Raw genomic sequence first — 15,228 nt, forward strand, 5'->3', positions numbered from 1 at the left:
AAGAATGAGGGACCACATGGGCGACCATCGTGACGGCACTCCCCACAAGAGCGGGGCGGTTGTCACCTCGGACGGAGCGGACCTGGATCACTTCCCCAATCCGGGGCTTCCACCGCACCGTCCCCGCGTGACGGACGTAGACCCCAAGGCGGCCAGGCGAGCCGAACACCAGGTGGTCCTGCTGTTCCTGCTCTCCGTTGTCGGATCCGTGATCTTCTTCGTGGCGTACTTCGGCATCCGCGTGGACGGCCCGCTGTACGACGCGGTCAACACGGAGCCTACCGCCCAGCTGCGGCTGCAGAACCTCCTGCTCGGTCTCGGCATCGCCCTGGGCATGTTCGGCATCGGCGTGGGTGTGGTCCACTGGGCCCGCACGCTGATGCCCGACCACGAGATCGTGGAGATGCGTCACGACCTGCGCACCGAGGATGAGCGCGCCGAGGCGCAGAGCATCCTCAACACCATCTACGACGAGTCCGGTGTGAAGCGCCGCCCGCTGCTGCGCAACACCCTCATCGGTGCCGCCGTCCTCATGCCCCTCCCCTTCGTGGGACTGCTCAAGGACCTCGGCCCCACCGACCTCAAGGTGCTGCGCCACTCCATGTGGGACGAGGGCGTGCGCCTGGTGCGCGACCCCTCGGGTACCCCCATCAAGGCCTCGGACGTCACCCTGGGCTCCGCGTTCCACGTGATCCCGGAGAACCTCACGAGCGTCAGTCACGAGGACGGCTACCTCAACGAGAAGGCCAAGGCCGTGGTGCTGCTCATGCGTCTGGACCCGGACAAGGTCAACGTGTCCGAGGAGCGCAAAGACTGGAACGTGGACGGCATCTTCGCCTACTCCAAGGTCTGCACCCACGTCGGCTGCCCCATCGCGCTGTACGAGCAGCACACGCACCACCTGCTGTGCCCGTGCCACCAGTCCACGTTCGACCTCACCAACGAGTGTGAGGTCATCTTCGGGCCGGCCTCCCGGCCCCTCCCGCAGCTGCCCATTTCCGTTGATTCCGACGGTTACCTCGTTGCCCGTAGCGACTTCCACGAGCCTGTTGGACCGACCTACTCGCAGCGTGGCTTCGCCGTCAAAGACATGCAGGACGAGGCGAACTGATGTCCACCACAGCTGACTTCGAATACCGACCCACCACCCGCACCGGTCGCATCGCCAACTTCGTGGACACCCGCGTGGGCGGCTCGTCGATCGTCAAGGAGTTCGGCCGCAAGGTCTTCCCGGACCACTGGTCCTTCATGTTCGGTGAGGTGGCGCTCTACAGCTTCATCATCCTGCTTCTCTCCGGCACGTTCCTGGCGCTGTGGTTCGACCCGACCATGACCTCCATGGAGTACCAGGGCAACTACGTCCCCATGCAGGGCGTGGAGATGTCCGGCGCGTACGCGTCCACCCTGAACATCTCCTTCGACATCCGCGGCGGGCTCTTCCTGCGCCAGCTGCACCACTGGTCCGCACTGCTGTTCGTGATGGCGCTGTCCGTGCACATGCTGCGCGTGTTCTTCACGGGCGCGTTCCGCCGTCCGCGTGAGCTGAACTGGGTGGTGGGCTGCGTGCTCTTCATCCTGGCCATCGTGGCGGGCTTCTCCGGCTACTCGCTCCCCGACGACGTGCTCTCCGGCAACGGCCTGCGCATCGCGGACGCGATCGCGAAGTCCGTGCCCGTGGTCGGCACCTACATCTCGATGTTCATGTTCGGCGGCGAGTTCCCCGGCCACGCGATCATCGGGCGTCTGTACATCGTGCACGTGCTGATCATCCCGGCACTGATCCTCATGATGATCGTGGTGCACCTGTTCATGGTCGTGGTGCACAAGCACACCCAGTTCCCCGGTCCGGGCCGCACCGAGCAGAACGTGGTCGGCTTCCCCGTGGGTCCCATCTACGCGGCCAAGGCCGGCGGCTTCTTCTTCATCGTCTTCGGCATCCTCGCGCTGATCGCGGGAACCACCACCATCAACGCGATCTGGAACTACGGGCCGTACGACCCCTCCCCCGTGCAGGCCGGTTCGCAACCTGACTGGTACATGGGCTTCTCGGACGGCGGCCTGCGCCTGATGCCCGGCTCGTGGCCGTTCTCCTGGGAGATCGACATCTTCGGCCTGGCCATCCCCCTGGCCATCCTGCTACCGCTGATCCCCATGGCGGGCATGTTCGGCGTGATGTTCGCGTGGCCGTGGATCGAGCGGTGGGTCACCGGCGACGACCGCGTGCACAACATCCTGGACCGTCCGCGCAACGCGCCGTTCCGCACGGCCGTCGGTGCCGCTGGCGTCACGTTCTACGCGGTGCAGATGATCGCCGCCTCCGGTGACCTCATCGCCACGCACTTCCACGTGGCCGTGAACGACGTCATCTACTGGTTGCGGGCGCTGTACTTCCTCGGCCCCATCCTCGCGTTCATCATCGTGCGGCGCTTCTGCCTTGCGCTGCAGCGCAAGGACCGCGAGATCGTCTTGCACGGGCGTGAGTCCGGCCGCATCCAGGCTCTGCCCCACGGTGAGTTCGTGGAGGTCCACGAGCCCCTGGACGAGTACCGCCGCTACAAGCTGGTGGACTTCGAGGACCGCCAGGTCCAGCCGGCGCGGGCCAACGCGAAGGGCAAGATCACGTCCTCCGAGAAGATGCGCGGCCGCCTGAGCAGGTTCTTCTTCGAGGACCGTGTGGCGCCCGTGACGCCCGCCGAGCTCGAGGCGGCCCACGGCCACCACGACGCCGAGCCGGTTGCCGTGGGTGCGGGTTCGCACACCACGCAGCTCGAGCGGTGAGTCACCGGGAGCACTGACCCGCTCCCCTGGGGAGGGCCCGCAGCGATCAGATGATCGCTGCGGGCCCTCTTCTTTGCCTGGAGCACCGGGCCGCCGACGAGGTGGCGCCGGGAACAGACCGCCAGCGCATGCATCCCTCACGCACGCTGAGAGGCATGAATGGCTCTCGGAGAGGCTCTCGGGCGGCCTGTCGCCCATGGCCCCTCCTCGGGGGTAGACCAGCACCCCGCACCGGACGGTGGCTGAGAGGGAGCGCTCGTTGAGTCAGCGACGAAAGCCGGACACGGAGTGTAGGACCTGCCAGTAGCGACCTCCCCCGCCTTGGGGCGGCCTGGAGTCTCGCTGCACTCGATGGACGCCCCCCACGCGCTGGACCCGATGGACGCCCCACGCGCGGGACCCGAGGCGGGGCCAGGTTATGAGCCCCTTGGAAGGACCCCACGAGCCCTGACCAGTGCGTAGCCCTATAGCCCCCGCACCCGTCGTCATCCGGAGCGAGCACCGGGCGTGGTGCGCGGACGGACACTGCACCTAGTCCCAGTTCCGCACCACGCGCGGTCGCGTAGCCCGTGCTCCCTCGGCTGCAGGCCGAGGGCTCGGCTGGCCCCACCATCAGGTGGGCCGGTGGGTTCACGCGGGGCAGGTGCTGGGCTCCGAAAGCCCAGGAGGGAGGGTTGGAGGGGCTGCCGGCCCATCGGCGCAACGGCACCCCGGATCCGGCATGGAATCCCGGACGTCGGCCTGGCCCACATGTCGTGCGAACGCGATAGACGACTGAGGATGGGCCGCGTCTTTGCCGGTCGTGGGGGCCCGCGCATTCCCCTGGCACAAGGGTCGTGGATCGTGAGCTCCTCCGCAGCGCGACGCTCCACGTCGGACCTCCCGACGCCAGAAGGCCGTGGCACCGAGCGCCACGCGGAACTGCATCCCGACATCGCGGCAGAGTCGCAGCGCGTCCTGGGTCAGCATCAGAATGCCGCTGGGAAGCCCCTGGGCGGCCTCAGCCCGAGCACTTCTCCCCCCACTGCCCGAGAGCTTCCGAACTCTCCCCTGGCAGAGACAGCCCTCGGCGAGACGTTTCCGCCCGTTGACGGGCGGGACGCACCGTCTGAGACCTGAATCTCAGGGACTCCCACACAGCGGGCGTAACCGGTGCGAAAACGGGCCGTTAGTAGCGCCGCAGGGGGTCTGTACAGCCGAAAAACAGGGGGCAATCCCCATCACCCGGTGGTGGATGCTCCTCAACCTTGCGGGGCTGCGGAGCTCGTGCGGCCACAGTGCGGATACGACGAGAGCCCGCGCCGTTCGCAGACGACGCGGGCTCTCGAAGCAACCTCAACGAATCAGGGGTCAGTGGGCGTGCTCTCCGCGGGAGTGCTCGAAGACCAGGCCCAGAAGGCCCAGCAGGGCCACGGGAACGGCCAGGCCGATGATCCACCAGCCGACCGCGAGGGCCGTCACGAACAGCGCGCACCCGAGCCCCAGCAGCAACGGCCACCAGCTCCACGGGGAGAAGGCGCCGTACTCGCCGGACATCTCCACGATTTCGCCGTCTTCACGGTCCTCCGGCAGGGTGCCGCCGGTGGAACGCTGGACGAGCCACAGGTAGATCACGAGCATGAAGCTCATGGCTGCAACGGCCAGCAGCGCCGGGAACCCGGCGAGCTCCTGGAACTCCGTGACGTAGCCGTAGACCAGACCCACGATCGTGCAGAACACGCCGAGCATCAGGAAGGTCTTGATAGTGGTGCTCATCGTCCGTTCCTTCCGGTGCCGCCGACCAGGGGGGTCTCGGCGTCAAACTGCTGGCTGGAGAACGCGGAGAGCTCCGGGTGGTGGAGATCCAGCGCGGGGCGCTCGGAACGGATCCGAGGCAGGGAGGTGAAGTTGTGGCGCGGCGGCGGGCAGGAGGTCGCCCACTCGAGGGAGCCACCGAAGCCCCACGGATCGTCAACCTCCACCTTCTTGGCGTTGCGGTGGGTGGTGTACACGTTCCAGAAGAACGGGATCATGGACACAGCCAGCAGCATGGAGCCGATGGTGGAGAACTGGTTCATCCAGGTGAAGCCGTCCTCCGGCAAGTAGTCCGCGTAGCGGCGCGGCATGCCGTCCACGCCCAGCCAGTGCTGGATGAGGAACGTCATGTGGAAGCCCACGAACAGGATCCAGAAGTGGATCTTGCCGATGCGCTCGTTGAGCATCTTGCCGGTGAACTTGGGCCACCAGAAGTAGAAGCCCGCGAACATGCCGAACACGATGGTTCCGAAGATCACGTAGTGGAAGTGCGCGACCACGAAGTAGGTGTCGGACACGTGGAAGTCCAGCGGCGGCGTCGCCAGGATGATGCCGGTGAGCCCGCCGAACAGGAAGGTGAAGAGGAAGCCCAGCACCCACAGGATGGGCGTCTCGAACGTGAGCGAGCCCTGCCACATGGTGCCGATCCAGTTGAAGAACTTCACGCCGGTGGGCACCGCGATCATCATGGTCATGAAGGAGAAGAAGCCCAGCGCCACGGCGCCGGTGACGTACATGTGGTGGGCCCACACGGTCACGGACAGGGCGGCAATGGCGATCGTCGCGAACACCAGGCCCTTGTAACCGAAGATCGGCTTGCGGGAGAACACCGGGATGATCTCGGACACGATGCCGAAGAACGGCAGCGCGAGAACGTATACCTCGGGGTGGCCAAAGAACCAGAACAGGTGCTGCCAGAGGATGGCGCCACCGTTCTCGGGGTCGAACACGTGCCCGCCCAGGCGGCGGTCCATGCCCAGTGCGAACAGGGCGGAGGCCAGCGGCGGGAAGACCATGATGACCAGCATGGAGGTGATCAGGGTGGTCCAGGTGAACACGGACATGCGCCACATGGTCATCCCGGGCGCGCGCATGCACACGATGGTGGTGATGAAGTTCACCGCACCGAGAATGGTGCCGAAGCCCTGCAGCCCCAGGCCGAAGACCCAGAGGTCACCACCCACCCCTGGACTGAACGTGGTGCTGTTCAGTGGCGCGTAGGCGAACCAGCCGAAGGAGGCTGCGCCCTGGGGGGAGATGAAGCCGGACACCGCGATCAGCGAGCCGAAGAGGAAGAACCAGAAGGACAGTGCGTTCAGCCGCGGAAAGGCCACGTCCGGGGCGCCGAGCTGCAACGGGACGATCACGTTGGCGAAGCCGATGAACAGCGGGGTGCCGAACATCAGCAGCATGATCGTGCCGTGCATGGTGAACAGCTGGTTGTACTGCTCCTTGGTCTCCAGGATCTGCATGCCGGGCTGGAACAGCTCGGCACGGATGAGCAGCGCCATGACGCCGCCCGCGCAGAAGAAGACGAAAGAAGAGATCAGGTACATGTACCCGATGGTCTTGTGGTCGGTCGAGGTGAGCCAGTTGACGATCACCCGACCCTTGGAGCGTGGGACAACGCGGGGTGCGGCTGCTGCCGCGTCGTCCCGCGAATATTCGAGCGTAGACATTGCCTATCCCCTAGTTGTTGGAGGTTGCGTTGCGGTTCGGGTTGCGGTTGTACTCGTCGCCGACGATGCCGGTGTTTCCCTCGTCGCGCAGCTTCTGCATCTGCGAGTCGTACTCCTCCTGGCTCACGACCGCCACGTTGAACAGCATCTCGGAGTGGTACTCGCCGCACAGCTCCGCGCATTTGCCGGCGAAGGTGCCCTCGCGGCCGGTGGTGAAGCTCATGTAGTTGGTGCGGTCCGGGATCATGTCGATCTTCTCGAGGAACGCGGGCACCCAGAAGGAGTGGATGACGTCGCGGGAGGTGATCTCCAGCTCGACCTTGCTGTCGGCGGGAAGGTAGAGGGTGGGGAGGGTCTTCTCGACGCCGGGCTCACCGGTCAGGTGCGCCTGCACACCCTGGTAGTGGACGTTGTCGTCGAGATAGTTGAAGTCCCAGGCCCACTGCTTGCCGTAGATCTGGATCTTGGTGTCCGGGTTCTCGAAGCGGTCCGTGATCTCGGTCTGCGTGCGGAACGAGAAGAAGAAGAGGGAGACGATCATGGCGATGGGCACGATCGTGTAGAAGATCTCGAGCGGGGCGTTGTAGGCGAGCTGCCGCGGGTAGCCGGTCTCGTTCTTGCGTCGGCGGTAGGCGACCATGCACCAGAGCATCAGACCCCACACCAGCAGGCCGACGCACAACGCCGCCACCCAGGAGCCGATCCACAGATCCATGATCTGGTCCGCGTTGTCGGTGGTGCCACGTTGCGTGGGCAGAAAGCCCACCTTGGTCTGCTCCGAGCACGCGGTGAGCGAGCTCGTCGCCAGGACTGCCACTGCCGAGACCTTCAGCGTCCGGCCGTGGCGGCTGCCGGTTCGGGTTTGCGAACTCACAGACGGCCCTTCCTCTTCTGTACGTGGGTTCCGCATCGGTCCTGCGCGGGGCACAGAGGACACGTTGCCCGTTAATGGTTCTCTCCAGGAAGTTTACCCCTCAGGCCCGGGATGTGCTGACACCGTGTCAGCTGCCGTGTCGTGCCCGTGCGGGCCGTCACGCCCCGGGTGCCGAGCCCCGGGGGAGCAGTCGCCCGCGGACAGCGCAAGAGGGGTGCGCAGGGCCCCGTGGGACCCCGCGCACCCCTCTCCCGGGTGCCGGTGACTCGGCTCAGTGGAACGAGTCGCCGCACGCGCACGAGCCCTGCGCGTTGGGGTTGTCGATCGAGAACCCCTGCTTGGAGATGGTGTCCTCGAAGTCCACGGTGGAGCCGCTGAGGTACGGGACGCTCATCTTGTCCACGATCACCTCCACGCCGCCGAAGTCCCGGACGTGGTCCCCGTCCAGGACGCGCTCGTCGAAGTAGAGCTGGTAGATCAGGCCCGAGCAGCCGCCGGGCTGCACGGCCACGCGCAGCCGCAGGTCCGTGCGACCCTCCTGCTCGAGCAGGTCGCGCACCTTCTGGGCGGCGTTGTCGGTGAGCAGGACCTCGTGGGCGGGGAGGTCCTGGATGGTCTCGTTCTCGGTGGTGACGCTCATGGTGCTCACTTTCCGTGCGACGCGTGGTCGCACCACTCAGATCGGGGTCGGCCCTTCTCCACGGTGGAACGCGGGGGCGCGGGAAATCATTCCGTCCCGCGCGTGCCCTGCTCGGCGAGGGCGCTCAGCACGAGGGCCTCGGCGGTGACCGCGTGCAGGAAGTCCTCGATGTGCAGGGACTCGTTGGCGCTGTGGGCCCGGGTGTCCGGGTCCTCGATGCCGGTGATGAGGATCTCGGCGTCAGGGTACGCCTCGGTGAGGGTGGCCGTGAACGGGATGGAGCCTCCGAGCCCCGAGGTGACGGCGGGTCGTCCCCACGCCTGCTCGAAGGCCCACAGCGCGATCCTGGAGCTGACGGCGTCGTGGTCCGCACGGAAGGACGGGCCGGCCTCCTCGATCTCGATGCTCACGTGCGCCCCCAGGGGCGCGTGCTCGAGCACGTGCCGGCGCAGCGCGTCGGCGGCCTCCCGGGGGTCCTGTCCGGGGGCGATGCGCAGGCTCAGCTTCGCGCGGGCCGACGCCGCGATGGTGTTGGACGCGTGGTCCACGTCCGTGACGTCGATGCCCGTGACCGACAGGGCCGGCTGGGTCCACAGGCGTGAGGCCAGCGAACCGCGGCCCGCGAGCTGCACGCCGTCGAGCACGCCCGCGTCCGCGCGGAAGCGGGCCTCGTCGTAGTCCACGTCCGTGGCGTCCTCGCTCAGCAGCCCGGCCACGGCCACGGCGCCGTCGTCGTCGTGCAGCGTGGCGATCAGGCGGGCCAGCAGCGTGGGCGCGTCCAGGACGGGGCCGCCGAACATGCCGGAGTGCACCGCGTGGTCCAGCACGCTGAGCTCGACGACGCCGCCCACGACGCCGCGCAGGCTCGTGGTCAGTGCCGGTACGCCCACCTCCCAGTTGGCGGAGTCCGCGATCACGATCACGTCCGCGGCCAACTTGTCCCGGTGGGCCGCCAGGAACGCCTCGAACCCGGGCGAGCCGGCCTCCTCCTCGCCCTCGACGAACACGGTGACGCCCAGGCCGGGCTCGCTGCCGTGCTGCGCGAAGAAGGCCCGCAGGGCGCCCACGTGGGCCATCACGCCGGCCTTGTCGTCGGCGGCGCCGCGCCCCCACAGCCGGCCGTCCTTCTCCACGGCCTCGAAGGGCTCGGTGTCCCACAGCTCTCGCTTGCCCGGGGGCTGGACGTCGTGGTGGGCGTACAGCAGGATCGTCGGGTGTCCGGGGGCGGCCGCCTTGCGGGCCACCACCGCGGGGTGCCCGGAGTCGTCCGCGGACGGCACCCGCAGCACGTCCACGGAGTCGAACGGCAGCCCGCGCAGCAGCTCGGCCACGGCCTGCGCGCTGCGGTCCAGATCGGCGGCGTCGAAGGAGTCCCAGGCGATGCCCGGGATGGCCACGAGCTCACCGAGCTCGGCCAGCAGCGTGCTCCGCGAGTTCTGAACGCTGACGCGCAGCGCCTCGACCGTCTCGGAACTGGGGCGTGTGAAGTCTGTGCTCATGCCGACAGCCTAGCGGCGCTCCGTGTGCGCCGCCCGGACACACGGACAGCGGCACACCGGGACTCCGTTAGGCTGGGCGGGTGTTTGGACGCAAGAAGTCAGATGAATCCACGGGATCCACCGCCGTGAGCGCCTCGACCGGGACCGCGGCGCCCGCGGCCCCCTCGGCGCGGGCCGGGAAGGGCCGCCCCACTCCCACCCGCAAGGAGCAGGAGGCCGCACGCCGCAGGCCCCTCGTCCCCGAGGACCGCAAGGCCGCCAAGATCGAGTCGCGTCAGGCGGAGCGTGAGCGCCGCGCGCAGGCCCAGGCGGGCATGGCGGCCGGGGACGAGCGCTACCTCGGCCCCCGTGACGCCGGCCCCCAGCGCCGCTTCGCGCGGGACTGGGTGGATTCGCGCTTCAACATCGGCGAGTACGTGCTGATCTTCCTGGTGCTGGTCTTCCTGCTGCTCTTCCTGCCCGTGCAGTCCGTGGCCATGACCCTGATCTGGGTGGTCTACGGGTACATCGGGCTCTGCGTGATCGACGCGATCATCATGACCACCCGGATGCACTCGGTGATGCAGCGCAAGTTCGGTTCCGTCCAGCGCGGCACGCGCTGGTACGCGGCCATGCGCGCCTTCACCATCCGCAGGCTGCGCCTGCCCAAGCCGCAGGTCCGGCGCGGCGAGCGTCCCGAGTAGCGCTCGGCTTCCCGTCGACGTCACGAGGGCCCGCACCGCTGTCAGCGGTGCGGGCCCTCGTCCGTGTCCGCTGAGCAGCTCCGGTGCCCGGTGCAGGACACGGTGCCGCCCGCGCACACCTGCCCGCTGCCGCTCCGTCCGGGGACCGGCGGGATCGACGACGACCGGATCCGTCAGCGGCCCTCGCGCGCGGCCCGGCGCAGACCGCGGTTGATGCGCCCGGCCCAGAACGGACCTTCGTACAGGAATGCGGTGTACCCCTGCACCAGGGACGCCCCGGCGTCCAGGCGCTCCATCACGTCCCGGGCGGTGGTCACCCCTCCCACGGACACGAGCACGAGCTGCTCCCCCGCGTGCTCCTTCAGCAGCCGGAGCACCTCGAGCGAACGACGCCGCAACGGCGCCCCCGAGAGCCCGCCGGCACCGCACGCCGCCACGTCGTCGTGGTTGGTGCGCAGGCCCAGGCCCTCCCGCGCGATCGTGGTGTTCGTGGCCACGATGCCGTCCAGCCCGAGCTCCAGAGCCAGGTCCGCCACGGCTGTGACGTCCTCGTCGGCGAGGTCGGGGGCGATCTTCACGAGCAGCGGGACCCGTCGGCCGGTGACCCGGTCCGCCTCGGCCCGCACGGCGAGCAGCAGCGGCCGTAGGGCGTCGAGCTCCTGCAGCTGACGCAGCCCGGGGGTGTTGGGGGAGGACACGTTGACCACGAGGTAGTCGGCGTAGGGGGCGAGCACCCGGGTGCTGCGCACGTAGTCGGCCGCGGCATCCTCGAGTCCCACCGCCTTGGTCTTGCCGATGTTCACGCCCACCACGGGTCGACGCCGCCCGGTGCGGATCGACTCCTGGGCGAGGGTCTGCAGGGCGGCCGCCACGCGCGGCGCGACGGCCTCGGCGCCGTCGTTGTTGAAGCCCATGCGGTTGATCACCGCACGGTCCCGCACGAGCCGGAACAGCCGGGGGCGAGGATTGCCGGGCTGGGCCTGGCCCGTGACCGTGCCGATCTCCACGTGCCCGAAGCCCAGCTGGGTGAGGGCGTGGGTCCCGGTGGCCCCCTTGTCGAATCCCGCGGCCAGACCGAAGGGCGAGGGGAACGTGAGACCCATCACGTTGACTTCCGCCCCCTCATCCGGAGCCGTCACGCGGGAGAGCACACGGCCCAGACCGGTGCGGTGGGCCAGCTTGATGCCGGCGAAGCCCAGGGTGTGGGCGAGCTCGGGGTCCATCCAGGAGAAGGCGGCCTTGAAGAAGGCGGGGTACAGGCGCATGGGGCCAGTTTTCCACACGGGTGCCGGGTTGACTCGGAGTGCCGGGTGGGTTCGGGCGGCACGGGCCTCACCAATCTGACTCGCGTACCGTCGGCCATCTTTTCAACTCGTCATTGAACATTGAATGCAGTGATTGAACATTCAGCCGAGAGTTGGCATCTTGATAGCCGCAAACCGCTACGTGGCGTCGGGCCCCGCGAGGCGGTCCACCGCTCCCCCGTACCGGCGGTCCCGCTCCACGTAGTCCTGCACGGCCTGCCACAGCACCCGGCGGTCCATGTCCGGCCACAGCACATCCAGGAACACCAGTTCCGCATATGCGGACTGCCACAACATGAAGTTGGACAGCCGCTGCTCCCCCGAGGACCGCAGGAACATGTCCACGTCCGGCAGCGTGGGTTCGTCCAGGTACTGCTGCACGGTGTCCTCCGTGATGGACCCCGGTTTCAGCCGCCCCTCCCGGGCGTCCCGGGCCATGGCCGCGGCGGCGTCCGCGATCTCCGCCCGGCCCCCGTAGTTCACGCACATGGTCAGCGTGAGCACGGTGTTGTCCTGGGTCTCCCGCTCAGCCGTCTCGAGGCGCTTGATCACCGAGCCCCACAGCCGGGGGCGCCGCCCCGCCCACCGGATCCGGATCCCCCACTCCTGGAAGGTGAGCAGCTGGCGGGCCATGACGTCCCCGGTGAAGTTCATGAGGAACGCCACCTCCGAGGGGGAGCGCTTCCAGTTCTCCGTGGAGAACGCATACGCGGACACGTACGGGATCCCGAGGTCGATGGCCCCGGCCACCACGTCCATGAGGGCCCGCTCGCCCGCGCGGTGACCCTCGGTCCGGGGCAGTCCCCGCTCGTTGGCCCACCGGCCGTTGCCGTCCATCACGAGAGCCACGTGCCGGGGCAGGAGCGCGGGGTCCAGCACGGGGGCCGTCTCACCACTGGGGTGCGGGGGCGGCGGGGTGAAGCGGTTCACGAGGGGGTCCTCTCGACGGGCGTCCGGTACTCCCCCACCCTAGGACCTGACCGCACACACGAGGGCGCGCACCGGAACCGCTCAGCCGTCCCCGCGGTCCACGAGGGCCAGCGCCCGCACCGTGCGCTCCATGTGCCACTGGACGTAGGACGCCACGAGACCGGCGGCGTCGCGCGCGGTGCGGGGATCGGCGGCGTCGATCGTGGGCCAGTCCCCGTGGAGCAGGCCGTTCAGCAGCACGAACGTGGCATCACTGGGCGCGGCCGAGCCCGGGGGGCGGCACTGCGGGCACACCGCGCCGCCGAGGGGCGCGGAGAAGGACCGGTGCGGGCCCGGTGCCCCGCAGCGCGCGCAGTCCACGAAGCTGGGGGTCCACCCGGCCAGGGAGACCGCGCGCAGCAGGTACGAGTCCAGGATGCGACCCGGGCGGTGCAGACCCCTGGCCGTGGCAGACAGTGCGCCCACGAGCAGACGGTAGTGCTGGGCGGCGGTGTCGTGGTCGTCGGCCGTGAGCCTCTCGGCGGTCTCGGCCATCGCGGCGGCCGCCGTGAAGCGCTCGTAGTCCGAGACGATCCGCTCCCCGTAGGAGCGCTTGCCGATGGCCTGCGAGACGATGTCCAGCGACCGGCCGTGCACCAGCTGCACCTCGGCCACGTTGAACGGCTCCAGCCGCGCCCCGAAACGGGACGTGGTGCGCCGTACACCCTTGGCCACGGCCCGCACCTGCCCGTGCTGGGCACTGAGCAGGATCACGATGCGGTCTGCCTCGCCCAGGGTGTAGGTGCGCAGCACCACGGCGTCGTCGCGGTAGCTGCGCGAGGCGAAGGTTGAACGGGCCACCGCGCCATTGTGCCACCTCCGCGACGGTGCGCCCCACCCGTGAGCGGCGGAGCGCACCGTCGCGGCCCAGCCGTTCCGCACCCCTGCGCGACAGGCCTGCGCGACAGCAGCCCTCGCTGCGCCCGGCCACCCGAGAGGCTGCGGCAGGCAGCAGGAACTCCGCACGACGCAGGGGGCTGGACACAAAGCAGGGGGCCGCGTGCGGTGCAGGGGGTTGCGCACGGCACGGGGATCCCGCACTGCACAGGGGCCCCGACCGATGCCGACGATCGGGGCCCCTGAGGTGGATCGTGTCAGTCCTGCGCTGCCTCCTGGGCGTCGCGGACCGCGCGGTTCACCGCGGAGATCACGGCCTTCAGCGAGGCCCGGGTGGTGTTGGAGTCCATGCCCGCACCCCACAGCACGCGGTCACCCACGGCCAGCTCCACGTAGCTCGCTGCCTGCGCGTTGGCGGACGCGGAGAGGGTGTGCTCCGTGTAGTCCAGCAGCCGGACGTCCATGCCCTCCCGGTTGAACAGGTTGATCAGGGCGTCGATGGGGCCGGTCCCCTGCGCCGTGCGCTCCTTGTGCTCCCCGCCCACGTCCAGGCCGATCTCCAGCACCGTGTTGGCCTGGTCCTCGGCGTGGGTGGAGATGGACGTGATCCGGTAGTGGCCCCACGTGGACCCGCTGCCGTCCCGGGAGGGCAGGTACTCGTCGCGGAAGATGGTCCACAGCTGCTGCGCGGACACCTCGGAGCCGGAGGTCTCCGTGAACTTCTGCACCACGCCGGAGAACTCGATCTGCGCGCGGCGGGGCAGGTCGATCCCGTACTCGCTCTTGAGCAGGTAGGCCACTCCCCCCTTGCCGGACTGGGAGTTCACGCGGATCACGGCCTCGTAGCTGCGACCCACGTCCTTGGGGTCGATGGGCAGGTACGGCACCGCCCACTCGAGCTCGTCCACGCCCACGCCCTGCTGCTCGGCGTCGCGCTCCATGGCCTCGAAGCCCTTCTTGATGGCGTCCTGGTGGGAGCCGGAGAACGCCGTGAACACCAGGTCCCCGCCGTAGGGGCTGCGCTCGGGCACGGGCAGCTGGTTGCAGTACTCCACGGTGCGGCGGATCTCCTCGATGTCCGAGAAGTCGATCTGCGGGTCCACGCCCTGGGTCAGCAGGTTCAGTCCCAGCGTCACCAGGTCCACGTTGCCGGTGCGCTCGCCGTTGCCGAACAGGCAGCCCTCGATGCGGTCCGCCCCGGCCAGGTATCCCAGCTCGGCGGCGGCCACGCCCGTGCCGCGGTCGTTGTGGGGGTGCAGGGACAGGATGATGTCCTCGCGCTGGTACAGGTGGCGGCCCATCCACTCGATCGAGTCGGCGTACACGTTGGGGGTGGCCATCTCCACGGTGGCGGGCAGGTTCACGATCATCTTCCGCCCGTTGCCGATCTCGAAGGTCTCGGCCACCTCGTTGCAGATCCTGGCGGCGAACTCCAGCTCGGTCCCGGTGTAGGACTCCGGGGAGTACTCGTACGTGACGGCGGTGCCGCTGAGCTGCTCCTCGTACTTGCGGCACAGCCGGGCGCCGGTGAGGGCGATGTCCACGATCCCGTCCATGTCCTGGTGGAACACCACGCGCCGCTGCAGGGTGGAGGTGGAGTTGTACAGGTGCACAATCGCGTTGGGGGCGCCGTCGATGGCCTCGTACGTGCGCTCGATCAGGTGCTCCCGGGACTGCGTCAGCACCTGGATGGAGACGTCCTCGGGAATGTGTCCGCCCTCCACGAGGGTGCGCACGAAGTCGAAGTCCGTCTGGGAGGCGGACGGGAAGCCGACCTCGATCTCCTTGTACCCCATGCCCACGAGCAGCTGGAACATGCGCAGCTTGCGTTCGGAGTCCATGGGGTCGATCAGTGCCTGGTTGCCGTCGCGCAGGTCCACCGCGCACCAGCGCGGGGCCGTGGTGGCCACCTTGTCCGGCCACGTGCGGTCGGACATGTCGAACGGGAAGTTCTGGTGGTACGGCGTGTACTTGTGGGCGGGCATTCCGGAGGGGCGCTGCAGGTTCTTCACGGGTGGGGCCTTTCGGACTGAGACGAGACAGCCGGCATCACAAGACTCCGCAGCGGGTGGCCGGCCGTGTCGGATCGCCTCAGGCCCCGCTGCGGCACGTAAGCAGGAGTCGCTGCATGTCGGACCGCATGTGACCCAACGTACCATCCGTGGCGCGGG

Annotated in this window: 12 protein-coding genes; 3 read left to right on the forward strand and 9 right to left on the reverse strand. The window is 68.7% G+C overall.

Annotated elements, in window-relative coordinates:
* Nucleotides 1-4: 4 nt before the first annotated feature.
* Entirely contained in the window at nucleotides 5-1,111 is a 1,107-nt protein-coding gene (locus KRH_RS06280) for a cytochrome bc1 complex Rieske iron-sulfur subunit (protein ID WP_012398350.1), read from the forward strand.
* Nucleotides 1,111-2,778, forward strand: coding sequence for a cytochrome bc1 complex cytochrome b subunit (locus KRH_RS06285; protein ID WP_012398351.1), 1,668 nt, complete (start codon nucleotides 1,111-1,113; stop codon nucleotides 2,776-2,778). The genes KRH_RS06280 and KRH_RS06285 overlap by 1 nt, the downstream gene beginning before the upstream one ends.
* A 1,350-nt stretch (nucleotides 2,779-4,128) precedes the next feature.
* Here the strand turns inward: KRH_RS06285 and KRH_RS06290 are convergent.
* The 5 genes from KRH_RS06290 to KRH_RS06310 form a co-directional block, all read right to left on the reverse strand.
* Complete coding sequence (locus KRH_RS06290; RefSeq protein WP_012398352.1) at nucleotides 4,129-4,533, reverse strand: cytochrome c oxidase subunit 4; 405 nt, start codon at nucleotides 4,531-4,533, stop codon at nucleotides 4,129-4,131.
* The gene (ctaD, locus tag KRH_RS06295; protein WP_012398353.1) at nucleotides 4,530-6,251 is read right to left on the reverse strand and encodes an aa3-type cytochrome oxidase subunit I; all 1,722 of its coding nucleotides are present in this window, start codon (nucleotides 6,249-6,251) and stop codon (nucleotides 4,530-4,532) included. Before ctaD ends, KRH_RS06290 begins: the two co-directional genes overlap by 4 nt.
* 10 nt (nucleotides 6,252-6,261) lie before the next feature.
* Nucleotides 6,262-7,068, reverse strand: coding sequence for an aa3-type cytochrome oxidase subunit II (gene coxB / locus KRH_RS06300; RefSeq protein ID WP_012398354.1), 807 nt, complete (start codon nucleotides 7,066-7,068; stop codon nucleotides 6,262-6,264).
* A 328-nt stretch (nucleotides 7,069-7,396) separates the two neighbouring features.
* Entirely contained in the window at nucleotides 7,397-7,765 is a 369-nt protein-coding gene (locus tag KRH_RS06305; RefSeq protein ID WP_012398355.1) for a HesB/IscA family protein, read from the reverse strand.
* An 86-nt stretch (nucleotides 7,766-7,851) separates the two neighbouring features.
* The gene (locus KRH_RS06310; protein ID WP_012398356.1) at nucleotides 7,852-9,264 is read right to left on the reverse strand and encodes a dipeptidase; all 1,413 of its coding nucleotides are present in this window, start codon (nucleotides 9,262-9,264) and stop codon (nucleotides 7,852-7,854) included.
* Between the two features lie 125 nt (nucleotides 9,265-9,389).
* Here KRH_RS06310 and KRH_RS06315 point away from each other — a divergent pair, with 125 nt between their 5' ends.
* Nucleotides 9,390-9,947 carry a DUF3043 domain-containing protein gene (locus KRH_RS06315; protein ID WP_050738047.1) on the forward strand — a complete coding sequence of 186 codons (558 nt, stop codon included), beginning with the start codon at nucleotides 9,390-9,392 and terminating at the stop codon, nucleotides 9,945-9,947.
* A 173-nt stretch (nucleotides 9,948-10,120) separates the two neighbouring features.
* Here KRH_RS06315 and KRH_RS06320 read toward each other — a convergent pair whose 3' ends face one another.
* From KRH_RS06320 to leuA, 4 genes are all read right to left on the reverse strand, one after another.
* Entirely contained in the window at nucleotides 10,121-11,212 is a 1,092-nt protein-coding gene (locus KRH_RS06320; protein WP_012398358.1) for a quinone-dependent dihydroorotate dehydrogenase, read from the reverse strand.
* Nucleotides 11,213-11,389: 177 nt separating this feature from the next.
* Nucleotides 11,390-12,181, reverse strand: a complete 792-nt coding sequence (locus KRH_RS06325) for an isoprenyl transferase (RefSeq protein WP_012398359.1) — start codon at nucleotides 12,179-12,181, stop codon at nucleotides 11,390-11,392.
* Nucleotides 12,182-12,262: 81 nt separating this feature from the next.
* Complete coding sequence (gene recO / locus KRH_RS06330; protein WP_012398360.1) at nucleotides 12,263-13,021, reverse strand: DNA repair protein RecO; 759 nt, start codon at nucleotides 13,019-13,021, stop codon at nucleotides 12,263-12,265.
* Between the two features lie 293 nt (nucleotides 13,022-13,314).
* Entirely contained in the window at nucleotides 13,315-15,069 is a 1,755-nt protein-coding gene (gene leuA / locus KRH_RS06335; protein WP_012398361.1) for a 2-isopropylmalate synthase, read from the reverse strand.
* Nucleotides 15,070-15,228 lie beyond the last annotated feature (159 nt).

Origin of the sequence: Kocuria rhizophila DC2201 (assembly GCF_000010285.1) — a bacterium.
In the GTDB taxonomy this organism is placed as follows: domain Bacteria; phylum Actinomycetota; class Actinomycetes; order Actinomycetales; family Micrococcaceae; genus Kocuria; species Kocuria rhizophila_A.